Source organism: Flavobacterium sp. 316 (assembly GCF_000967805.1).
Classification (GTDB): domain Bacteria; phylum Bacteroidota; class Bacteroidia; order Flavobacteriales; family Flavobacteriaceae; genus Flavobacterium; species Flavobacterium sediminilitoris.
Genome location: NZ_JYGZ01000006.1, coordinates 45,950 through 70,309, shown reverse-complemented (window position 1 = coordinate 70,309; position 24,360 = coordinate 45,950). Strand labels below are relative to the sequence as shown.

General features: G+C 29.0%; 19 protein-coding genes. 15 read left to right on the top strand and 4 right to left on the bottom strand.

Features of this window, described 5'->3' with window-relative positions:
* Nucleotides 1-262 precede the first annotated feature (262 nt).
* The gene (locus tag SY27_RS13745) at nucleotides 263-673 is read left to right on the top strand and encodes a hypothetical protein (RefSeq protein ID WP_045971327.1); all 411 of its coding nucleotides are present in this window, start codon (nucleotides 263-265) and stop codon (nucleotides 671-673) included.
* Between the two features lie 548 nt (nucleotides 674-1,221).
* Here the strand turns inward: SY27_RS13745 and SY27_RS13740 are convergent.
* Both SY27_RS13740 and SY27_RS13735 read right to left on the bottom strand, forming a co-directional pair.
* A complete protein-coding gene (locus SY27_RS13740) occupies nucleotides 1,222-2,037 on the bottom strand; it encodes a tol-pal system YbgF family protein (protein ID WP_045971325.1) in 816 nt (271 codons plus the stop codon).
* The gene (locus SY27_RS13735) at nucleotides 2,022-2,582 is read right to left on the bottom strand and encodes an RNA polymerase sigma factor (protein ID WP_045971323.1); all 561 of its coding nucleotides are present in this window, start codon (nucleotides 2,580-2,582) and stop codon (nucleotides 2,022-2,024) included. Before SY27_RS13735 ends, SY27_RS13740 begins: the two co-directional genes overlap by 16 nt.
* A 313-nt stretch (nucleotides 2,583-2,895) precedes the next feature.
* Here SY27_RS13735 and SY27_RS13730 point away from each other — a divergent pair, with 313 nt between their 5' ends.
* The 14 genes from SY27_RS13730 (at nucleotide 2,896) to SY27_RS13660 (ending at nucleotide 22,617) form a co-directional block, all read left to right on the top strand.
* Nucleotides 2,896-4,212, top strand: a complete 1,317-nt coding sequence (locus SY27_RS13730) for a S8 family serine peptidase (protein ID WP_045971321.1) — start codon at nucleotides 2,896-2,898, stop codon at nucleotides 4,210-4,212.
* A 96-nt stretch (nucleotides 4,213-4,308) separates the two neighbouring features.
* Nucleotides 4,309-7,074: a CHAT domain-containing tetratricopeptide repeat protein gene (locus SY27_RS13725; RefSeq protein WP_045971319.1), complete on the top strand. Its 2,766-nt coding sequence runs from the start codon at nucleotides 4,309-4,311 to the stop codon at nucleotides 7,072-7,074.
* A gap of 191 nt (nucleotides 7,075-7,265) precedes the next feature.
* On the top strand, nucleotides 7,266-9,032 hold the full coding sequence (locus SY27_RS13720; RefSeq protein ID WP_045971317.1) for a T9SS type A sorting domain-containing protein: 1,767 nt from the start codon (nucleotides 7,266-7,268) through the stop codon (nucleotides 9,030-9,032).
* A gap of 222 nt (nucleotides 9,033-9,254) precedes the next feature.
* The gene (locus SY27_RS13715; protein ID WP_045971315.1) at nucleotides 9,255-9,674 is read left to right on the top strand and encodes a transposase; all 420 of its coding nucleotides are present in this window, start codon (nucleotides 9,255-9,257) and stop codon (nucleotides 9,672-9,674) included.
* Between the two features lie 98 nt (nucleotides 9,675-9,772).
* Nucleotides 9,773-11,008: a hypothetical protein gene (locus tag SY27_RS13710; RefSeq protein ID WP_045971811.1), complete on the top strand. Its 1,236-nt coding sequence runs from the start codon at nucleotides 9,773-9,775 to the stop codon at nucleotides 11,006-11,008.
* A 24-nt stretch (nucleotides 11,009-11,032) separates the two neighbouring features.
* Complete coding sequence (locus SY27_RS13705) at nucleotides 11,033-11,290, top strand: DUF4212 domain-containing protein (protein ID WP_045971313.1); 258 nt, start codon at nucleotides 11,033-11,035, stop codon at nucleotides 11,288-11,290.
* 25 nt (nucleotides 11,291-11,315) lie between these two features.
* Nucleotides 11,316-13,070, top strand: coding sequence for a sodium:solute symporter family protein (locus SY27_RS13700; RefSeq protein ID WP_045971311.1), 1,755 nt, complete (start codon nucleotides 11,316-11,318; stop codon nucleotides 13,068-13,070).
* A gap of 363 nt (nucleotides 13,071-13,433) precedes the next feature.
* Entirely contained in the window at nucleotides 13,434-16,124 is a 2,691-nt protein-coding gene (locus SY27_RS13690; RefSeq protein ID WP_045971810.1) for an ATP-binding protein, read from the top strand.
* 15 nt (nucleotides 16,125-16,139) lie between these two features.
* Nucleotides 16,140-16,502, top strand: a complete 363-nt coding sequence (locus tag SY27_RS13685) for a response regulator transcription factor (RefSeq protein WP_045971307.1) — start codon at nucleotides 16,140-16,142, stop codon at nucleotides 16,500-16,502.
* Nucleotides 16,503-16,688: 186 nt separating this feature from the next.
* Complete coding sequence (acs, locus tag SY27_RS13680) at nucleotides 16,689-18,599, top strand: acetate--CoA ligase (RefSeq protein ID WP_045971305.1); 1,911 nt, start codon at nucleotides 16,689-16,691, stop codon at nucleotides 18,597-18,599.
* Nucleotides 18,600-18,696: 97 nt separating this feature from the next.
* Nucleotides 18,697-21,132: a WG repeat-containing protein gene (locus SY27_RS13675; protein ID WP_082084362.1), complete on the top strand. Its 2,436-nt coding sequence runs from the start codon at nucleotides 18,697-18,699 to the stop codon at nucleotides 21,130-21,132.
* A gap of 76 nt (nucleotides 21,133-21,208) precedes the next feature.
* On the top strand, nucleotides 21,209-21,781 hold the full coding sequence (locus tag SY27_RS13670) for a DUF2867 domain-containing protein (protein WP_052705337.1): 573 nt from the start codon (nucleotides 21,209-21,211) through the stop codon (nucleotides 21,779-21,781).
* Complete coding sequence (locus tag SY27_RS13665) at nucleotides 21,762-22,121, top strand: cupin domain-containing protein (RefSeq protein ID WP_045971302.1); 360 nt, start codon at nucleotides 21,762-21,764, stop codon at nucleotides 22,119-22,121. Before SY27_RS13670 ends, SY27_RS13665 begins: the two co-directional genes overlap by 20 nt.
* Nucleotides 22,122-22,128: 7 nt before the next feature.
* On the top strand, nucleotides 22,129-22,617 hold the full coding sequence (locus tag SY27_RS13660) for an ATP-binding protein (protein ID WP_045971300.1): 489 nt from the start codon (nucleotides 22,129-22,131) through the stop codon (nucleotides 22,615-22,617).
* A gap of 24 nt (nucleotides 22,618-22,641) precedes the next feature.
* Here SY27_RS13660 and SY27_RS13655 read toward each other — a convergent pair whose 3' ends face one another.
* Complete coding sequence (locus SY27_RS13655) at nucleotides 22,642-22,869, bottom strand: hypothetical protein (RefSeq protein ID WP_235270987.1); 228 nt, start codon at nucleotides 22,867-22,869, stop codon at nucleotides 22,642-22,644.
* A gap of 210 nt (nucleotides 22,870-23,079) precedes the next feature.
* Complete coding sequence (locus SY27_RS13650) at nucleotides 23,080-24,345, bottom strand: hypothetical protein (protein ID WP_045971296.1); 1,266 nt, start codon at nucleotides 24,343-24,345, stop codon at nucleotides 23,080-23,082.
* Between the last annotated feature and the right edge of the window lie 15 nt (nucleotides 24,346-24,360).

Here is a 24,360-nt window from a genome sequence, read left to right as displayed (position 1 = left end):
TTGGTTTTCTGTTGTGGTGAGGATAAGTTTTTGAGAATTACAAAAACGGTACTAAACTATTTTAAACTTCCTTAATTTTCAAATTTGAAACAAAAAAGATCTAGTAAAAACGTGTATCCTTTTATTTTCGTATAAATTTTAACTTAAAATTAAAATTTTTCTTACAGAAAGTTAAACTTGTTTTAAACTTGAAAATTCTGGCACGCTGTGGCACTTGGTTTGTAAGACTCTTAGTAGTATTAATCTTTAAATTTTTATTATTATGAGTTATTCAATTAGTAATGTAACAGAGTTAGCAGATTGCGACGTGTTACTAACATGGGCAGGGAAAGAGAAAGCTGAATTAGAATTCAAAAGGCTTTTTGAGGAGCGTTTGACTACGAAGTATGGAAATACTTCGATAGAGGTGGAAGCAGTATTACAAGGGGTTATTATAGAGATAGCAGCAATTGATACTATTATTAATGTATTACCAGAAGGATCTGCAAAAGAGGAACAAATTAAGAACAAAGTAAAGTTAGAATACAATAAATTCTTACTTGAAAATCGTAAGGAGAGTTATGGTACGGTGGCTTTGTTACAAAAGGAGTTAGATCTTGAACGAGTAGGTAAGGAGCTAGAAGAGGTTGATGCTTTTATAGCAATTGTTACAGCTCATAAAGCTACTTTGTAAATGAGAAACATTTTAAAATGGAAAAGGGTTGCCCTGGAATGGGGCAACCCTTTTATTTTTTTAAGTTATAATCTTTTTAGGTGTAATTTGTTATTGATAAAATTTTTCTCGTTAGTTTCAGTGGTTTTCGATAGAAAATTGCATCGAGAATAAGGAAAAAGTCATAAAAAAAACAGTTCTTTATATACGTCTATTTCGAATTAACGAAATGAATATTATGTGTATATTTTACGTTATTTAGAGGTTGTTTCATTTCTCTATATAAAAATTACAATTTTAAGGTTTAGTACAGTTTTGTTTGGAAAAAAGCCCATTCTACTGTGGTTTTTCTGAAACTTTTCCAAACATGTCTAGAATAAAAAACTAAAACATTTAAAATCAGTCAAATTTCTATTTAAAATCACTAATACTAATATAAGTAGTTTTTAAAAATAGTAAACTAGTTTGTATATATGAGTTGTTAAGTGGAATTGTTCAACATAAGGTTTGGATATGTTCATGACATACTTTTCTTAAAAGGAAAAATAGTATAAAATTTAAAAAGAAGACTATAAATTTAGTTGCAATGCTTTTTTATAGTTATAATTGTTTTTGTCTTTTAAAATAATTGTTTTCATTTCTTTTGCTTTCTCTTTGTTGTTTGTTTTTAAGTATAACAATAAAGAATACCAATAACCTTTTGAATGTTCTTCAAAATCAGTTAGTTTGGCTACGTTTTCAAAAGCGTTTAAAGCATTTTCATTTTCGTTTAATTGGTCATAACTAGCTCCTATATAGAGAAGAGAATAAGGATACAATTTGTCATTTTTAGGTATTGTTTTAAAAGATTCAATAGCCTTGTAATAGTCTTTCTTTTTAAAATGGATTTCTCCTTTTGAAAAGTTATTTTCAGTATCTCCTTTTGTTGTAAATGAAGGTAGGTTTTCCCAGTTTACGTTATCATTATAATACTCTTGTAAGCTAGGTTTACTATTGATTAAAAATAATGTAGTGGTTAATAATATAGCTATGGAAGCTGCAATATAATAGTATAAGTGTTTTTTTCTACTTTTTTTAATAGTAGGTTTTTCAGCTATGTAAGTTTTGCCTGCTTGACGTATTTTATTTGAAAGAGCTTGTATTTCTTTGCTTTTTAATGTTTCTTTTAGTTGGTGTAATGTTTCCTCATCTACTTCTAGTGGCACACTATTTTTTGTAGGAGTATGGTGCATGGCATATAATTGTTTTTGAATTATTACTTCTTCTCGTAATAATTCATCAGCAAGCATCTTTTCTTCAAAAGCCTTATGTTTGGCTTCTGTCAATGTACCTTTTAGGTATTGCTCTATTTCTTCTAGTATTTCTATGGTTATTGCTCTCCCCATTTTATCATTTTTTGAAACTTACTGTCTGATTTTATAAGTTCAATTAATTTAGTTCTACATTTAAAAACGCGTTGCCTTACGGTATTAATACTGGCATAAGAATGTTCTATTACAATTTCTTCATAAGAAAGACCATTAAAATAACTACTTAATATGTCTTTGCAGTTTGTTGATAAAACATTAAATTTAGCTAAGTAAAAATCAAAACATTGTTGTTCTAAGATAAAAGAGCTTAAATCAGTTTCTTTTTCTTCTAGTGTAAGAATATCAGTTTTTATTACCTTGTTTCTTAAGGTTTTTTTCCAAATATTTTTACAAACAACAAATAAATAAGCCTCAAAAGATTGTATGATTGTCTTTTTTTCTTTTTGTGTAACTATAATATATAATAAAGCATCATGAAAAACATCTAAGGCATCTTCTTCCTTTCCTTTATTAGATAAGATAAAAGAGGCTATTTTAGGATATATTTTTGAATAAATTTCTTTTATAACAACATCTTCACCTTGTATAAGTGCATTGATATATCGCTCTGTGTTTTCCATTTATCTAATTGTATAGGTAATGTAAAAGAAATAGATCGTAATAATTAAGTATATTTAAATAAAAGTTAGTTATAAGCATGTAAAATTATATTTTTTGTATAGAAAAAGTTAATAGATTCATTTTTGTTTTATACAATAAGGTAAAAATACATAAATATTTTACATTGTAATTAAGATAAGTATAAATATAAAAAGAAGGATAAATTTATAAAACACATTGAAATGGAGTGTTTGTAAAATAAAGATTCAAAAATATTGGGTAATATTTTAGATAAAACAACCCTATTAAAAGTAATTAAAAAAAACTAAAAATATGAGAGAATTAAAAAAAATCACAATGCTTTTGCTTTTAGCTTTTGCTTTTTTTTCATGTGAAAAAGAAGACTCTTTTTTGAAAGATTCCAATACTCAGAATGAACTTTTAAAAGGAACAAATAGTGCTAATGAAAGAATTAATAGAAGGAATAAGCCTGTTTATTCTAGTGATAAACTTATTGTGCAATTTGCAGGAGGAACACCTAATTCTGTAAAAGCAGGATTACGTACATTTTATGGAGTAACAAATTATGAATTATGTAAACATTGTAGTGACGATACTATTGAATTATGGATGTTTGGTGGATCAATAGATATTGAACCTAAAAAATCAGCTATTGAGCAAGGCAGTGGAGGTGGAATTGAAGCAATTATAGATGTAGATTATGAATTCACTTTTGGTATAGACTTAAGTAATCCTAATATAGGGACAGCTTTAGATTATAGCTATATATCTTACATAAAATCTAGTAATGATGGCGTTACTATTGCAGTACTTGATACAGGGATTGCTCCTACGATAGGAGAAGGTACTTCTCCTGTTTTTACAGAGCCTTTTTTGTACAACGCTTCCGATGATGGAAATGAACTTATCTTTTCGGGTTGGGATTTTGTAAACAGCGATGCCAATTGTTTTGACGATAATAATGGACGACATGGAACAGTTGTGTCTTCTATCATAACTAAAATTTTAAATGGAAATAATCCTGCAATTCCACATCAAATAATGCCTTTGAAAGTGTGTGATGAATATGGAAAAGCTAGTTATTTTAATTTTTTATGCGCTACTAGTTTTGGTTTAGAACATGCTGAAATATTGCAAATGAGCTTAGGATGGTATGATGATGGTTTTGGAGATTTTGTAGCAACTATATTTTCAAGTTTGGTAGCAGCAAAACCTGAAGTATTAATTATTACTTCCGCAGGGAATATATCCAATAATAACGATTTTTGGGCACATTATCCATCAGGTTATGAACATAATAATATTATTGCTGTAGCTGCTTCTAATAAAAATACAATACTCGATTTCCCTTTTGGAGAGTCAAATATTGCCACTTTTTCAAATTATGGAGTCACTAGTGTCGATTTTTTTGCGAAAGGTGAAAATATTCCATTTTTAGGGTATGAAATGAGAGGTACTTCTTTTGCAGCTCCTATAGTTGCAGCAGTTGCAGCCAGAAAGAAATATGAAAATCCTACTTTTAGTGCTAGTCAAATTAAAAATCTTTTAATTAATGAAGGAATACCATGTCCTATTAGTTTTGATTCTCTTAAAAAGGTAAAATATAATAAAATTATTATGCCATATTAGTAGTAAAAGAAGAGAGACAAGCAAAATTTAAGATGTAATTTTAAAAAACAGATTAGTTTTGCTTGTTTTTTCATAAATTACGTGGAAAAAATAGCCATGTTTTCTTTTATAAAAAAGATTTTTCTTTTTCTTTTATTCTGCTCCTATACTGCTTTTTCTCAGAATGAATTAGCACAAGAAATAGATGCAATATTGCAAACAGAGCATTCAGATAAGGAAGTTGGTAATAAAGAAAAACTACAACAGCTATTGTATTTACTTTCTAAACAAAATAAAACAGCTAAAACACCTCAACTAGGAAATTTATATGCCGAAATAGGGAAATATTATTATAAAAACAAGAGTAATGAAAAGGCAATTGTAATGCTTAAAAAAGCTCTTCAGATTCAAGAGTTGTATAAGAAAGAATCGTTAGAAATACTTAATAAAACTAGAAACAACTTAGCCTGGATTTATTTTTATGAAGGAAGAGAAAGTGAACGTTATAAAGTATTAGAACAATTATTACATGATGATGGAAATGATAAATATACCTTAAATGCAGGTATTGATGTAGCAGTTTTAGAAACTAAAAAAGGTGATTTTTATTCAGGATTAAATAGATTAAATGTTCTATTAGCTAGAAATAATGCTATTGATGAAGAAATAAGATTACGCACAGTCATTGTTTGGATTTATGGAAAGATGTATGAAAATGTTTTTGCTTCAAAAAAACCTTCCGATTTTCAAATAGTAAAAAAGCATCAATTAAAAATTGAAAAAGAATTTAATAATACGTCTTTAAATACGAATGATTTATATACTGCTTATAATAATTTAGCCAATGTATATGATGCTTTTGGAGATACTGAGACAGCCTTACAATTATATTCAAAAGTAGAATCGTATTATAAAACACAAGGTGATATAGATAAAAGTTTAACCGCTTTAAATAATATAGGGCTTCTGTATTCTAAACAAGGGAAGCACAAACAAGCTACACGTTGTTATCAAGAAGTAATTCGTGGTGCTACAGCTATAGCTCAGATTGCCACCGCTTATGATAACATGGGATATTTTTTAAATACCAATGTACCTTTAGATAAAATTCCTTATTTTCAAAAAGCCATACAAATTCTTTTAGAACAAAAGGAAACAACATTTACAGTTCCTTCTTTGGCAATAATTAGAGAATCAGGCTATCAACAAGATCTATTAGTGTATTTAGTAGATTTAGCCTATCATTATGTTGAAGCTTATAAAAAAGACGGAAACAAGGCTTATTTGTTCCAAGCTAAAGCAGTTTTATATCGTATAGATGAGTTAGTGTCTCTTATGCGATATGAAAGTAATACGGAACAGTCTAAATTGTTTTGGATTGAAAAAGGAGTAAATACTTATATGTTAGCAGTAGAAGTGTGCTACGGTTTAAAAAAGCCAGATGAAGCGTTTTATTTTATGGAAAAAAACAAGGCTTTGTTGCTGCAAGAAAACATTAAACTATTTCAAGCAAAATTAGAATTAGAAGTACCTAAATCTTTACAGGAACGCGAATATAAATTGCACTATGAATTAATGGCCTTGAATAAACAATTTCAAGAATATCCTAATGATCATTTATTAAAACAAAAATATAGTAAAAAGCATAAAGAATTTCAGCAGTTCATGGATTCATTACAGCAAAAATATCCTGATTATGTAAAAATTAAAAAAGGAATCGAAACAATTACTATAGATAAAGCCATTACTACAACCATTTCAAACGAAGATTGTTTTGTAACTTATATTTTAAATGAAAAAGAAGGGTATGGTATTTTTTGTACAGCCAAAGAAAAGATAATGTTTAAAATTTCTGATGTTCCTGCTTTTCAAAAGAATTTAGTTGTTTTAAAAGATTATATGAAACAGCCTATTTTAGATAAGAACGAAATGGTTCATTTTAAACAATTGGGTTATGACGTTTTTAAATCACTATTCCCTTTTAAAGGTGCATTAGAAAAAATAACAAATAAAAAAATAATCATTGTCCCTGATGACACGTTATTAAACTTGCCATTTGAAGCCTTGCCTATTCGAACGAATGGAGTTCTGTCTGAAAATTATTTGGTATCTATAGCAGAAGTATCTTATTTGCAATCGTTTTCTGTTTTTGAAAAAATAAAGCAGAAAGAAAACAAACCTGCAAAAAAACTCTTAGCAATGGCTCCTTATCAATTTGAAAATAAAGCATTGCAGGAGTTATTACGCTCTAAAGAAGCTATGGAAGCCTTAGGTGTTTATCAATCATCTGATATTTTTACGGGAAAACAAGCCACAAAAGAAAACTTCTATAAATACAGTTCAGATTATGAAATTATTCATTTAAATACGCATGCTGGTATTGATAGTATTACTCAAACACCTTGGATATCATTTCAAAAAAATCAATTAACACTCAATGAATTATATGGTATTAATAGTCAAGCTGAATTGGTTATTTTAGATGCTTGTAAGACAAATGATGGCGAATTTGCTTCAGGAGAAGGAATAATTAGCTTGTCAAGAGGTTTTTTCTACAATGGATCAAAAAGCGTATTGGCATCTTTATGGAATGTTAATGAAAAAGCAGGAAATGAAATTATAGATGCTTTTTATACTAAATTAAAACAAGGGAAATCGAAATCAAAAGCGCTACAATTGGCAAAAATAAAATATTTAAAAGAGCATCAATTTTCAGAAGTATTACCTTATTATTGGGCTTCTTTTACTCTTACAGGAGACACAGAATCTATAAATATTTCTAAAAAAATGTCTTATGTGGAAATACTATTTATTGTTTTACTATTAGGATTGGTTTTAGGGTATTTATACTATAAGAAAAAAAGATTCTTTTTAAAAAAATAAAGAACTTTAAAAAGTTCATTTTTTAAACTCAGCAAGCACTTTGTTGGGTTATTTTTTGGGTAATGAATTTTAATTTTTCACACTTAGATATAGATCGATCTAAGTGGTGGAACCCGAAAAACCATTTAAAAGAGTAGGGAACAAACAACTTTATTTAATTTTTTAAGTTAAATAATGCAAAACAGTATATCATGAAAAAACTATTTTATTTATTAATTATTATTCCCTTTATGTGTATTGGGCAAATGCCAAATCTGGTTGTTAATCCCGATTTTGAACAGGGTTCTATTCCTAATTTACCAGGACAAATAAGTTATGCTACAGGCTGGAATGATCAATGTACAGATCCGTTAATGTTTACAAATGGAGGTGCAGGAGTAGATTTGTTAGACAGATCTTCTTCAAACCCTAGTTTAAAAGTTCCTACAAATCTTTGGGGAAGTATAGATGAAAGAACAGGAGATAGGCGATATGCTCATTTATGGCAAACACAAAATGCAGGACCATTAGGTAATCAGCTTGCAGGAGAACGATTAAAAGGGAGTTTAACAACATCTTTGGCTACAGGTGATTATAAAGTGTGCTTTTGGGGAGCTAGAGCAACAACAAGTTTATTATCTTTAGATAATCCATATCAAATTGTAGAAGTTTACCTTGTTAATAATAATAACTGTGAAACTAGTGGAAAATTAATATTGACTACAGCAAATATGACCTATGATGGTGGAGGTAACTCTATTTGGAGGTTATATTGTGCAAATTTTACTATTTCTTCTTCTGAAGCAGGACAGTTTAATAAAATTCTATTTAAAATAAAAACACCACCTAACACACCGAGTTATCGTCATAAGCAATCTGTGTATATAGATGAAGTAAGTATAACGAAAGGTTGTGAAGATATAGTATTAAATCTACCAAATGAAATTGAAGTTTGTGATAATAATTTTGAAGAATTATGTGGACCATATAGTACATTTCCTACTTCTATTTATACTTATGAATGGTGGGGACCTCATCCTACATTACCAGTAAGTACTCTTTTATCTACATCAAGGTGCTTTACGCCTAATCGTTATGGAAGTTATAAGTTTAAAATAACAGATCAAAATGGATGTACTACCGAACATATTATTACAATTAAAAAACCTAAAATAGTGCTGCCAGAGATTGCAAATATTGAATGGTGTCCTGGTGTTTCAAAAGATCCTATTTTTGCAGGATGGCCTACTAATCCTTTTATAGGTTATAACTGTGATTATTCAATTCAATGGACTTTTAATGGTTCAATTTTAGGTGGATATAACGATTACCGTATTCCTTTTCAAGGTGAAGGTGTTTATTGTGTTTTAGTAATATTTTCAGATTATTCAGTAGAGAAGTGTTTTACTGCCACAAAATGTTGTAAACCAAAAACTGAGTTTGCAGTAAGTTGGTATGCAGGAGCAAATCCACACACTATCACAGTGTCTAATTATGTTGCCAATATTGGAGATTATGATTCAGAAACATTCTATGTATATAAAGATTGTAATAATGATGGAAACTCTGGACCTTGGACCTTAGTAAATTCGATATCAAGAAGTAGTAATTTTAATACTCCATTACATTTTGAAAATTTAGATCCAAATTGTGCTTATAAAATAGTACATGCCGTATCAAAAATATGTTTAAGACAATCTTTTATTCATACAGAATATGTAGGAGGTAATTTAGGAAAAATAGTTTTTTCTTTATCACCTAATCCAGCTATTGATAGGGTAACTATAAGTATTGAAGATTATAACTCAACGCTTAATTATCTTCTTTCTATTTATGATTTTTCAGGGAATAAGCTAGAAGAAAAGAATATTAATTTGTCAAGAACTTCTATCAATATTTCTAATTATAATAAAGGAATCTATTTTATTAAGGTTTCTAATGGAAAAGAAACTGAAACTTTGAAACTAGTAAAAGAATAGTTTTCTTTTTTCAATACAAGAATATCTGATTGTAGCATTGCTATAATCGGATATTTTTATTTAGTAATTGAACCTTCTATTTTATAGATTAAATTATTTAATTGATATTTAGTTGTATTTTTATGTATAAAAATTAATAAATCATATTTTTTTACAAAAATAAATGATGAATCCATAATTTAAATTGTGCTAATTTAATATATTTATGCAAAATTTATATATATGGAGATAGTTGCTTGTCCAAAATGTCAAAATACTAAAGTTGTAAAAAGCGGAATTATAAAGGAAAGACAACGTTATTTGTGCAAATCATGTACTTATTATTTCACAGTAAATAAGGTAGGAAAGAAGATAGACGACTATTATGTAACTAAAGCACTACAGCTATATTTAGAAGGACTAAGCTATAGAGAAATTGAACGTATTATTGGTGTTTCTCATGTATCAATTAGTAATTGGGTAAAAGAATTTAAAATAAAGAAACCTCCACATCCTAATTATCATCCTAGTTATAAGATATTTAAACACGCAGAATTAGTAGAATATTTAAAAAATAAAGATCAATTATCTGGTGCAGGAATGATTATTACAGAGTTAGGAGATAAATTTATGTTAATAAAATGGGAACGTTTTAAAGATTAACTATACTTACTTTACATTTATATATATACTTTATTACAGGATTGGAAAATAATTCTAAAATTTGGTTGAATCAAAAACAAACAATCAAATTTTATAGTATGAGAAAAATGTTGATTATTACTGGATTATTTCTTTCAATTTTGGGATACTCACAAGGGTCTCCAGATTATGAAGGAGGCTTAAAAGTAAAAATAAATGAAGATGGTTCTAAATATTTTAGAATCATATCATGGGCGCAGTTTTGGGCGCAACATAATTCAGACAGACCTTTAGATGTTAATGGCAATGAACAAGCCGATTTAAATTTTAGTTTGCGTAGAGCAAGGCTTCTATTGTATGCGCAAGTGAGTAAAGATTTCTTAATCCTAACACATTTTGGATTAAACAGTTTAAATGCTGATAACATGAGCCCAACAGGAACAGGAGATGCTTCGCAACTATTTTTTCATGATGTTTGGGCGCAATATAGCTTAGGAAAAAATCACGCTATAGGAGGTGGGTTGCATTACTGGAATGGTATTTCTCGTTTAAATAATCAGAGTACATTAAATTTCATGACACTGGACAATCAAAGACAATCATGGGCTACGCTGGGTTTGTCAGATCAATTTGCTCGTCATTTAGGGGTTTATTTAAAAGGATCTTTCGGAAAATTACAATATAGAGTTTCTGTTAATGAAGCAGAAACCAATAATTTACAAGCAAGTACTACTCCTGTAAATGGGGGAAGTGCAACTTATACAGGGAGACGTTTATTAGGATCAAAAGAAGCAGGAAAAACCTATTCGGGCTATTTTGAATATGGTTTTTTAGATAGTGAGAGTAATTTTTTACCATATAAAGTAGGTTCTTATGTGGGAAGTAAAAAAATATTTAATGTAGGTGCTGGTTTTTTTATGCATCCAAAAGGTTCTGTTATTGCAGATGCATCAGGTACTTTAAAAGGTGAAGATGTAAACATTCTTGCAGTAGATGCATTTTATGATGCACCAATAGGAAATAATGGTGGTGCAATAACAGCTTATGCTTTGTATCAAAATACCGATTATGGAAAAGATTTTAGATTAGGTACTACTTATGAAACAGGATCTATGCTTCATGCACATATAGGTTATGTATTACCTGTAAAAACTAAAACAAAGTTTCAACCTTATTTGTCTTATGATGATAGAAAAATAGACGCTATTAATGACAATGCTTCTCAATTAGGTATTGGAACTAATTTCTATTTAAGTGGACATAATTCTAAGATTACATTAGAATATCAAACGTTAAAATACGCACAAAATGATGCTGTAAATACACTTACACTTCAGGCTATGATTTATCTATAAAATCTCAATTAAAATAAAATTATTATGAGCGATCAAAAACACGCAACAGCGTACTGGAAGGAAAACTTAAGATACCTTCTCATACTATTAAGTATATGGTTTATTGTTTCTTATGGAGCAGGAATACTTTTTAAAGATCTGTTAAATGAAATAAAAATAGGAGGCTTTCCATTAGGTTTTTGGTTTGCCCAACAAGGATCTATTTATGTGTTTGTCGTTCTCATTTTTGTCTATGTTAGGTTAATGAATAAGCTAGACAAGAAATATGGATATGACGAATAAAAACTAATACTTTAAAGAAAAAATCATGGATGTACAAAATTGGACATATATAATTGTAGGCATTACGTTTGCCATATACATAGGAATTGCTATTTGGTCTAGAGCTGGTTCCACAAAAGAGTTTTATGTAGCAGGAGGAGGTGTTTCTCCATTAGCGAATGGAATGGCAACAGCAGCTGACTGGATGTCTGCGGCTTCGTTTATTTCAATGGCAGGTATTATTTCATTCGCAGGCTATGATGGAGCTGTTTACCTTATGGGTTGGACAGGTGGTTATGTATTACTAGCATTGTTATTAGCTCCTTATTTACGAAAATTTGGAAAGTTTACAGTTCCTGATTTCATAGGAGAGCGCTATTATTCAAAAACGGCTCGATCAGTTGCTGTTTTCTGTGCTTTAATTGTATCGTTTACTTATGTAGCAGGACAAATGAGAGGTGTAGGTGTTGTATTCTCTCGTTTTTTAGAAGTAGAAATTGAAACAGGAGTTGTTATTGGAATGATTATCGTATTATTTTATGCTGTTTTAGGAGGAATGAAAGGTATTACATATACTCAAGTGGCACAATATTGTGTTTTAATATTCGCTTTTATGGTACCTGCTATTTTTATCTCTATTCAAATGACAGGTAATCCAATTCCACAATTAGGAATGGGAAGCACGGTTACAGGTTCAGATACATATTTACTAGATAAATTAAACGGATTATCTACCGAATTAGGTTTTGCAGAATATACTTCGGGTTCTAAATCAATGATTGATGTTTTTGCTATTACTTTAGCATTGATGGTAGGAACAGCAGGATTGCCACATGTTATTGTTCGTTTCTTTACTGTGAAAAAAGTACGCGATGCTCGTAAATCTGCTGGATGGGCTTTATTGTTAATTGCTATTCTATATACAACGGCTCCTGCGGTTTCCGTTTTCGCAAAAGCAAATCTTATTGATACAGTTAACGATAAAAACTATGCCGATATGCCGCAATGGTTTACTAACTGGGAAAAAACAGGTCTACTAAAATATGAAGATAAAAATGGAGATGGTAAAATACAGTATTACAATGATAAATCAAAGGATGCAGCTTTTATAACGGCATCAGAAACGAAAGGATTAAAAGGAAATGAGTTAACTATTGATAATGATATTATGGTATTGGCTAATCCTGAAATTGCCAAATTGCCAAATTGGGTTATTGCTTTAGTAGCAGCCGGAGCTTTAGCAGCCGCTTTGTCAACTGCTGCTGGATTGTTATTGGTTATTTCATCTTCTGTTTCTCATGATTTAATTAAGAAAATGATTAATCCATCTATTTCTGAAAAGGGTGAATTATGGGCAGCTCGTGGTGCAGCGACTGTAGCAGTTGTAATTGCGGGTTATTTTGGAATTAATCCACCTGGTTTTGTAGCAGCAGTAGTCGCTTTAGCTTTCGGATTAGCAGCCGCTTCATTCTTTCCTGCTATTATTTTAGGAATCTTTCATAAGAAAATGAATAAAGAAGGTGCTATTGCGGGTATGATAGTGGGAATGTTGTTAATGCTATATTATATGATGAAATTTAAATTTGGACTATTTGATGGAGGTAAAGAAGCTGTTGCAGGCTTAAAAGAGTCATGGTGGTTTGGTATTTCACCAGAAGGTTTTGGAACAATTGCTATGATTGTGAACTTTATAGTTGCTTTTATTGTAAATAAATTTACTCCAGAACCACCAGCAGATGTACAGGATATTGTAGAGAATATAAGAATCCCTTCGGGAGCTGGTGAAGCAACAGGACATTAATTTTATAAACCAAAAAGGAAAAGGAAACATAATGTGTAATGAATTATTTTAATGCGCTATTTTCCTTTTTAATTAATAGTTATGATTATTAGCACTAAAAATCACTGTAAATATAATACAGCGATTTTTTTAGGTTAAAAAGATATATTGTATTTTTAAGCAGATAAATCAGTAAAATGAAAAAACGACATCAACAAAAATTAGTTGTATTAACGGTTTTTATTTTTTTAGCGCTAAATCTCCCTTTGTTACTATTATTTGATAGTAGTGATGCATTGTTAGGAATTCCTATATTTTACATATATGTGTTTTCAATTTGGTCGCTTTCAATTTTAATATCCATTATAATTGTTAATAGATATTATGAATAGTATTACATTAATCTTTATTCTATTAGTTTACCTTCTTTTTCTTTTCTTTATTGCACATTGGGCAGAAAAGAAAGAAAATTTAAAATGGGCTAATAACTCGTATGTATATTCCTTTTCATTAGCAGTGTATTGCACGGCTTGGACATATTATGGAAGTATTGGTGTAGCAGCAAATTCAGGATTAAATTATTTAACCATTTATGTAGGTCCTATTATCATTATTCCTGCTTGGATTATTATTTTAAGAAAAATTATTCGTATATCTCGATTAAATAATGTGTCTAGTATTGCCGATTTCATTTCACTTCGCTATGGTAATAGCCGGTTTTTAGGAGCTATTGTAACGATTGTGTGTTTAACCGCTATTTTGCCTTATATAGCTTTGCAATTAAAGGCTATTTCAGAAACTTTTCATGTAGTTACAAGAACAACAGAAGATTCTTTAGTATTTTTTGATACAACAACTTATGTGGCTATTGCATTAGCTTTGTTTGCTTCTTATTATGGAACGCGCTATGTAGATGCTTCAGAAAAGAGAAAAGGAATTATTACGGCTGTGGCTATGGAAAGCATACTTAAATTATTGTTTTTTATAATCATTGGTATTTATGTTACGTATTTTGTTTTTGATGGATTTGAAGATATTTATGCAAAAGCTTCTGTTTTAGAAAATTTTGAACAGAAAAATACAATAGGCGGATTAGAGCAAGGGATGAATTGGTTTTTTCTATGTATGTTATCTTTGTTTGCAATTTTTTTATTACCTAGGCAATTTCATGTTTCAGTAGTAGAAAATAATAGAGAAAGACATATTAAAACTGCTCTTTGGTTATTTCCATTGTATTTGTTAATCTTTAATGTATTTGTTTATCCTATTGCTTGGGGAGGCAATGTGCTTTTTGATGGAGATTCTAAAAACGCAGATACCTATTCGCTATTAATTCCTCAATATTTTAATAATACTTTTTTAACTATTATTGTATTTCTTGGAGGTTTTTCGGCTGCTATTTCTATGATTATTGTATCTAGTATTAGCTTGTCTACAATGCTAAGTAATAATTTATTAATTCCATATACTTTCTTAGGGAAATTAAAAAATGAAGAGCAAGTCATTAATAATAAAAAGATAGTCAATATTAGAAAAATAGGAATCTTTTCATTGATTATCATTTCTTATTTAATTTATCGCTTTTTTGCATTAGATTATAGTTTAGGATCAATAGGGTTAGTTTCATTTGTTATTATTGGTCAATTGGCACCTGCATTTTTTGGTGCTTTGTTTTGGAGAAGAGGTTCGCGTTTAGGTGCTATTTGGGGAATTATTATAGGTTTTGCTGTGTGTTTTTACACATTGTTAATTCCATATTCTTTTGGAATAACAAATGCAGCTAATATTTTTATTGCAACAGGGTTTATGAATATCGATTTTTTAAAACCGCTAGCTTTGTTTGGGTTAGATTATTTATCGCCTATTTCTCATGCCTTTTTTTGGAGTATGTTTTTTAACGTAATGACCTATTTTGCTGTTTCGGTAAGTTTTAAAGGAAATTATCGCGAACGCAATTATGCAGAAATGTATATTGATATAGATAAATATAGCATGAATCATGAAAATGCTTTTGTATGGAAAGGAACTGCTTATACAAGAGATATAGAAAAAGTACTCATTAAGTTTTTAGGTGTAGAAAGAACCAATAGAGCTTTAAATATATTTAATGTTAAATATAATGTAGATAAAAATCAGGAATTAGCAGATGCACGCTTGGTAAAATTTGCAGAAAATTTATTGACAGGTCACATAGGAACAGCATCAGCACGTATTCTAATTTCGAGTGTAGTAAAAGAAGAAAAAGTAACACTACCCGAAGTATTGAAGATTTTAGAAGAATCAAATGAAACTATCTTAATTAATAAAAAACTAACTGAAACATCTAATGAGTTAAAAAAAATAACAGCACAATTGCAAAATGCAAATGAAAATTTAATAACGAAAGACAAACAAAAAGATGAGTTTTTAGATACGGTAACACACGAACTTAGAACACCTATAACAGCAATAAGGGCAGCTAGTGAAATTTTAATTGATGATGATGATATTCCTGAAACTTTAAAAAAACAATTTCTTCAAAATATTATTTCAGAATCGGACAGACTCAATCGATTAATTGATAAAATACTCGATTTAGAAAAATTTGAAACAGGAAAACAAACATTAAATCTAACAGAAAATAATTTAAATAAAACTATTTTAAAAACAATTGAACCCTTACAACAATTAATTAAAAATAAAGGAATTACTTTGCATTTTGAAAATGAAACAACCTTCTCCTTTTTTTATGATGAAGATAGAATAGTACAAGTAATAACAAATTTACTTTCAAATGCTATTAAATTTTGTCCAGATGATAATGGAATAATTAACATTAGAATTAAGAACAAAAAAGAAGAATATGAAGTTTCAATTTTAGATAATGGAAAAGGAGTAAATATAAATGACTTTGAAAACATTTTTGACAAATTTTATCAATCAAATAATCAAAATATAAAAAAACCAGTAGGAAGTGGTTTAGGATTAGCTATTTGTAAACAAATTATAGAACTGCATCAAGGAAAAATTTGGGGACAAAATAACGATAAAAATGGTGCTTGCTTTACTTTTACATTGCCCAAAATAAATGTTTAAACAAAAAAGTTAAGAATGAAAAAGATACTTATTGTAGATGACGAACCTAATATTATTATGTCTCTTGAATATACATTTAAGAAAAATAATTTTGAAGTGTTTATAGCACGAGATGGACAAGAAGCATTAGATATATTAAAAAATCAAATACCAGATGTTATTATTCTTGATGTGATGATGCCAAATGTAGATGGTTATGCAACACTTGAAGAAATTAACAATGATAAAAAATTAGATAATTGTAAGGTTATCTTTTTATCAGCAAAAAATAAAGAATCAGACATTCAAAGAGGAATAGACTTAGGAGCAAGCGCTTATATGACAAAACCTTTCTCATTAAAAAAATTAGTAGATAAAGTAAAAGAATTACTAGAATAGAACTTATAATTTAAATAAAACAGTAATAAAATGTGAATTGTAAAAAAAATAGTTTCTTACATTGAATATTATTTAATCATAGATAGGTATTCAACTAATAGAACTATAGCAATTTAGCAACATAAAATTTATTTCTTGTTATAGAATTATTATCTTTACACTTCGATTAAACAAAACGTACAATATATGAGCTATTATAAAATTAAAGACTTAGAGAATTACTTTAAAATGTATAAGAAATCGGTTCGTGAGCCTAGAAAATTTTGGGATAAAATAGCCGATGAAAATTTTATTTGGTACCAACAATGGGACAAAGTCTTTGAGTTTAACATGGAGGAAGCTCAATTTAAATGGTTTGTTAATGCGAAATTAAATATTACGAAAAACTGTATTGATCGTCACTTAAATAAAAGAGGAGATAAAACAGCCATTATTTTCGAACCAAATAATCCTGATGAAGAAGCGCAACATATAACGTACAATGAGTTATATGAAAAAGTTGCAAAAATGGCCAACGTTTTAAAAGAACAAGGAATTAAAAAAGGGGATAGAGTTTGTATTTATTTGCCTATGATTCCAGAATTAGCCATTGCAGTTTTAGCTTGTGCTAGAATAGGAGCCGTTCACTCAGTCATTTTTGCAGGTTTCTCTGCGTCAGCAGTAGCAACAAGAATAAATGATAGCGAATGTAAAATGGTTATTACTTCAGATGGAGGATATAGAGGAAATAAAGTAATTGATTTAAAAAGTATTGTTGACGAATCATTATTTAATTGCTCATGTGTTGAAAAAGTACTAGTTGTAAAACGTACTGGTGGAAATGTGATTATGAAAGAAGGAAGAGATATTTGGTTACAACCTCTTTTAGATGAAGCACTTGGTAATCATGTTGCAGAAATTATGGATGCAGAAGACCCTTTGTTTATTCTTTATACTTCAGGTTCTACAGGTAAACCAAAAGGAATGGTACATACTACCGCAGGATATATGGTGTCTACAGCTTATACTTTTAAAAATGTATTTAGCTATGAAGAAGACGATGTATATTGGTGTACAGCCGATATAGGTTGGATAACAGGTCATTCATACATATTATATGGACCACTTTTAAATGGAGCTACTACAGTTATTTTTGAAGGAATTCCGTCTTATCCAGATCATAGTCGTTTTTGGGAAGTAATAGAAAAACATAAGGTAAATCAATTTTATACAGCTCCTACAGCTATTAGAGCTTTAGCAAAAGAAAGTGTAGAATATATACAACGTTTTCAGTTTAAAAGTTTAAAAGTTATTGGATCTGTTGGAGAACCAATAAACGAAGAAGCATGGCACTGGTATAATGACCATGTAGGTGGCAAAAGATGTCCGCTAGTAGATACTTGGTGGCAGACTGAAACAGGTGGAATTATGATTTCCCCAATTCCTTTCGTAACACCTACAAAACCAACTTATGCATCTTTACCTTTACCAGGTATTCAACCTGTTTTAATGGATGAATTACGTAATGAAATTGAAGGTAATCAGGTAACCGGAAGTTTGTGTATTAAATTCCCTTGGCCATCAATGGCAAGAACTATTTGGGGCGATCACCAACGATATAAAGACACCTATTTCACAGCTTTTCCTGGAAAATACTTCACAGGAGATGGTGCTTTGAGAGATGAGGTTGGATATTATAGAATTACAGGTAGAGTAGATGATGTTATCATTGTTTCAGGGCACAATTTAGGAACAGCTCCTATTGAAGATAATATAAATGAGCATCCAGCAGTTGCAGAAAGTGCTATCGTAGGATTTCCTCATGATGTAAAAGGAAATGCTTTATATGGGTTTATTATCTTAAAAGAATCTGGAGAAAATAGAGATAAAGAAAACCTGACCAGAGAAATTAACCAATTAATATCAGAACAAATAGGACCTATTGCAAAACTAGATAAAATTCAATTTGTAAAAGGTTTACCAAAAACACGATCAGGTAAAATTATGAGAAGAATATTAAGAAAAATAGCAGAAGGAGACTTTGCTAATTTTGGAGATACATCTACTTTATTAAATCCGGAATGTGTGGAAGAAATTAAAAACGGAAGAATAGAATAAAAAATAAATAATGACTATAAAAAACTGCTTCTCAAAAGGAAGCAGTTTTTTTATATCCATAATTCAATTATATTTGGTGAGCAAAAACAAATAAATTATGAAAAAAAGTATCGTGTTCTTCTTCTTTATAGCTTTTAATTTATATGCACAAGTCCCTCATAGACCTACAATGGAAGTGGCAGACGAAATAGGAGTTAAAGCTCCAAGAGAATCAGGAAATCGATATTCTATTTTTAGAGATAAAGAAAATAAAGTAGGTTATAAAAGAAATGATACGGTTATTATAAAACCTATTTATGATGAAATTGATTTTAGACAATCTGTTTTAGTACTAAGAAAAGATAAAAAAAGAGGTGTTGCCAATAGAAATGGAGAAATACTAATTCCTATTACCTTAGATTCAGTTTATGTAGATTATAATACTGATGCTATTATAGTTTGTGATAAAGGAAAATATGGTTCTTTTGATGATAAAGGAAATAGTATTTTGCCTATAAAATATCCTAAAATAGTTTATTCAAATCCAGTTAGTAATGTATCTTTAGTTAAAAATGAAAAAGAAAACACATTAGATATTTACTTATTTGATAAAAAAACAAAATACACAAGCAACGCTATTTTTCTGTTTACTAATGCTATGTTTTTTAGTCATGAAGGAAAGTATGGTCTTTTTATTAACGGAAAGCAAACATTAGATTTTGAATATGATGCTATTTCTATTGATGGAAAGCCCATTGGCAGTAGTTACACTCATTTGATTAATAAAAATAAGTTTGTTTCACAAAAGAAATACCTAAATATCTATATCGTTGAAAAAGATAAAAAATTCGGAGTCAATTTTCAAGAAAAAGTTATTTTTCCTGTTGAATTAGACAAAGCGTCTTACGATAATATTAGACAAATTGTACAAGTAGAAAAAGGAAAGTTAAAAGGAGCTTACTTAGTAAATTCAAAAAAGATAATAGAGCCTAAATATCAAAACATTTATTTAGATGGAACTCAGTACATTGAATTAAAGGAAAATAATAAAGTAGGGATGTTTACTTATGCTTTAGATACTGTTATTCCTATTGCTTATGATGACATTCAAATACAAGGATTTAATTCAGGATTTAAAGTAATGAATAATAATAAAAAGGGATGGTTCTCTAGAAAAGGAGAAGAAATAATACCAATAATTTATGATGATATAGAAGACTTTTCGTTGAGTAATTTAAAAGATGTTTTCTCTGTTAAACAAGATGGAAAATATGGACTTATTAATAAAAAAAATGAAGTCTTAATTCCAGTACAATACGAGCATATATTTGATAAATCAGATTTACTATTTGTAGTTACTCCAGAGCCAGAGCGTAAATTCGGATTATATAATTCATATGGAAAAGAAATATTGCCAGCAGTCTATGATTTTATTACAGATACAGATATACAAAAAAGTAAAACAATTCTAGCTGTAAGAAACGGAAAATACACATTAGTAGATGAAAAATTAAAAATAATTTTTCCAGATGAAATAATAGAACATTCTTATTTACTGGATACTAATTTATTAAAAACACCACCATCAATTCATGATAATGCTTATTTACGATTAAAAAACATTAAAAATAGAGTAGGTCTTTTTAATGAACATACTGGAAAATTAGAAATTCCTTTTGAATATGATGATATAATACAAGAATGTATTATGGATGGAAAAACATTATTTTTAACCTTAAAGAAAGGAAAATATGGCATTATAGATAATAAGAATACTGTTTTAATACCAAATTCTTATGATAATTTAGATTTAACCTTTCAAAATTATAACGAAGAGTATAAAATATTTCCCGCTCAAAAAAAAGGAAAATATGGTTTAATTGATAATCATAATAAAGTAATACTACCTTTTCAGTATGAACATATTGCTAAATTGAGCTATGATAATCTATTTAAAGCTAAAAAAGATGGAAAATACTCATTAATAGATGAAAAAGGTACAATTCTAAATGCAGGACCATTTGATGATATTGCAAACTTTGAAGAAGATGAAACCTTAACGTTCTATAAGGGAGACATGAAAGTGATGAATAAAAAAGGAATTTTTACAGGATTACAAGGTAAAATGGATATTCATGAAGGCTATGCTACTTTTGATATATTAAAAGAAGAATTAATCAAAGCTTTAGACAGTAAAGAAGACGATTTATTGAAAACATTTGCTAATAATATAGCACCATCTAAACATCTTTTATTTTATATCAATAAAAGTAGACCAGACAAGAATGATTTACTCTATTTGAATATTGAAGATATAAAAGAAAAATATTTTCAAAACCTATTAGAATTTAAATATCAAAAATGGAATAATTATTATAAAAAATCTTCTTTAACAAAAGTGGTAGATTACACCATTTATTCAAGTGGAATTGTAACTAATAGAAGAGCTACTGGTTGGGCCTTTGGAGATAGTTTCTTAGAAAAATTACTTCGAAATTCACTAAAAGTAAACGGTTATTGGATTAGTACATATTTTATGTATAGTAGATTTTAGTACTTGTAAAAATCAATACAGATGAAGGATTATTCTTAAAAAAAGAGTAACTTTATAGTTTCAATATTTAATGAAAATGGATACTGTAAAGTCACAACTTCCCAAAGAATCTTTGTTAAATGTAAACAAACAATCATATCATTATATTGATAGTTTTCAAGGTTCTATAATAGACAAAGAAGATATAATATTACCAATTGATGTTTTAAAAGCATTTTTTAACACAAGCCCTAAATGGATTGAAACGTTATTTACTTTTAGAAATAAGTTAGTACGTGTTTTTGGATTAAAAATCACAAATAAAATTCAAAACAAGAAAGAAATAGTTGCTAATTTAAAAGGAGAGCCTGATGAACAAATAGGTATTTTTAAAATTTTTGAAACAAGTAATCAAGAAATTGTTTTAGGAGAAAATGATAAACACCTTAACTTCCGAGTATCTTTATTCATAGAAAAAAATAAAGGAGACATAACGCAAAAGCAAATCACAATTACAACGACAGTTGTTTTTAATAATTGGTTTGGAAAATTATACTTCTTTCCAGTAAAACCCTTTCATAAAATAATTGTTCCCGTAATGCTAAAAGAAACGATTAAAAATTTAAACCAGAAAATAGAAGCCAACTATAATGGAAGTACAAAATATTAATCAGAAGTTAGAACTTTTTTCAGAACACTGGAGTCCAAAAATAGTAGGAGAACTAAACGGACAATATGTTAAATTAGTAAAACTAAAAGGAGAATTTGTCTGGCATAAACACGATAATGAAGACGAATTATTTTTCGTTATTAAAGGTGTTTTAAAAATGGAATTTAGAGATAAAACAGTAATAATAAATGAAAATGAATTTTTAATTATCCCAAAAGGAGTAGAACATAAACCTGTTGCAGATGAAGAAGTTTCTGTAATGCTTTTTGAACCAGCAACAACTTTAAATACAGGTAATATCGAAAATAAACGTACAAAACACCAACTCGATAAAATATAATAAATATATGATACATCTTATAGTAGGAAATACAGGTTCTGGAAAAACTACTTATGCAAATAAATTAAAACAAGAAAATAAAGGGATTATATTTTCAATAGATAAATGGAATAATACGTTATTTTTATCAGATAAGAAAGAAGAAGATGGGTTAGAGTGGTTTTTAGAAAGAATCAATCGTGCAGAAACTTTAATAATGGATCTAATCATCCAATTAGAAAATGCCAATGCCCATAGTATTCTTGATTTAGGGTTATCGAAAAAAGTACATAGAGATAAATTTAAAAAATTTGCAATTTTAAACGGATATGAAATAAGGTTTCATTTTCTAGATATTTCAAAAGAAATCCGATGGGAAAGAGTAAAACAACGTAATAATGAAAAAGGAGTTAGTTATGAATTTGATGTTTCGCAAGCTGATTTTGATTTCATGGAAACTTGGTTTGAAAAGCCTAATGATGATGAACTGAAAGATGGAATTATAATTAGAACATAATTAAAAAAAGTAAAAGTATAAGGATTAGTCCTTGAGAATCTCAATTACTTTTCCATATACTTGCTTGGTCCAACCGTTTATATGTCCGTGATTGTTGCCTATTTGTAAGCCTCTTCTTTCGTTTTTCGCTTTTACTAAATGCGTATAGACGTTACCTCTTACTTTACAATACACTATATCACCAACATTACATTCTTCCCAACTCGTAGGTGCTAATCGAACAGCTTGCTTGGACTTTAAAATAGGTAACATACTGTTACCGGCTTCTCGAGAAACAATAGTTTCTCCCTCTAATAGTTTTTGAATTTTGATATTCATTTTTTATATATTTATTGTTTTGGAAATGAAGTTTGTTCCTCATTTTCAAAGCAATACTTTGCCTATTAGATTACGGTACAAAATAAAACCACTCCTGCGTAATTATTTTACGTAGGAGTGTTTTGTTTTAAGTTTATAACGAAGTTACCATTTAATTTTAATTTTTGGTAAAGCTTTTTCTATTGTTTTACCTAGGTTATCTGATGTTCTACCAATTTCATTACTAATGTTTCTAATTGTTTTAACAGCTTCATGATTATACCCAGGTCCAGTAGTAATATCATTCACTGTATTATTCCAAAGTTTAGTAATATCATTGTTAGGACCAAATTTTATATTTAGAGCATCCCCAATAGCTTTCAATCCTTTAATAATATCGTTATTTTTTCCAAAACAACCTCTTTCACCACCTATTCCATATGTAAAACATTTATCTAACTCTCTAGTTAAAAGTTGTCCCCCTGCACATCCTGCAAAAGTGTAAGGTTCACCTCCTGAAGCTAATGCACATTCTATAATAATTTGAGTTTCTGCATTCAAATCAAAATTTTGTAATCCATAACATAAAGCTGTTCCCATAAAGGTAACATCTCCTGATTTGCTTTGCTGTTCCATACAAGCAAGTATTTTAGAGATTTCCGGATCACTTATACCAATAGACATACACAAAGGATAACGACTCCAATCATTTCCATATGCCGCATAACAATCATAAATTTTTTGTGCAATTTCTTTCTCTTTTTGCCCTCCTAGCTTTTCAAATAAGCAAAGCGCACGTTCTTCAGGTGTTTTAGAATTACGGATGCAATTTAAAATATCAAGTTCTTTCTTACCAGCCATATTTTGTATCATACACATTGTAAATTTTTCTCTATCTAAACCTGTGGATGTAGAATATGCATTTTTATAACACTCTTGAGCTTTCATTTCGTTAGTAATCATGATATCTCCATATGGTCTATCTTTATTAACAACTTCATCTGGAATTTGAATAAAATTACCTTGCGAAGTTTCAATACCATAATTTTGCTTATAGTTTGGTTTTTGATACACATTTGCGAAGGGATTATTAGGTATAAATCCATCATAATACCCTATAACATTTGCTCCTCTATAGCGGTCAATTTCTATAAATCTTCTATCCCAAGCAATAAAATAAGCATTTATCATTGGATTTGCAGCTGGTACCATGAGATACATAAAACCTGAAGGATCTCTTTGAACAAAACCTCTATTCATAGGATTTCCATCCTGTATAATTAAACCATTGTCATAAAGCAAAAAACTTTGTGCTCGCATTTGATCGTATATTCTTCCCATAGCTTGTTGGCCATATCCTTTGTATAAAAAACATACTAAAAAAATGAATATGAAAAATGTATGAAGTAAATATTTTTTAAGTTTTTTCATAATAATCTGTGTTAA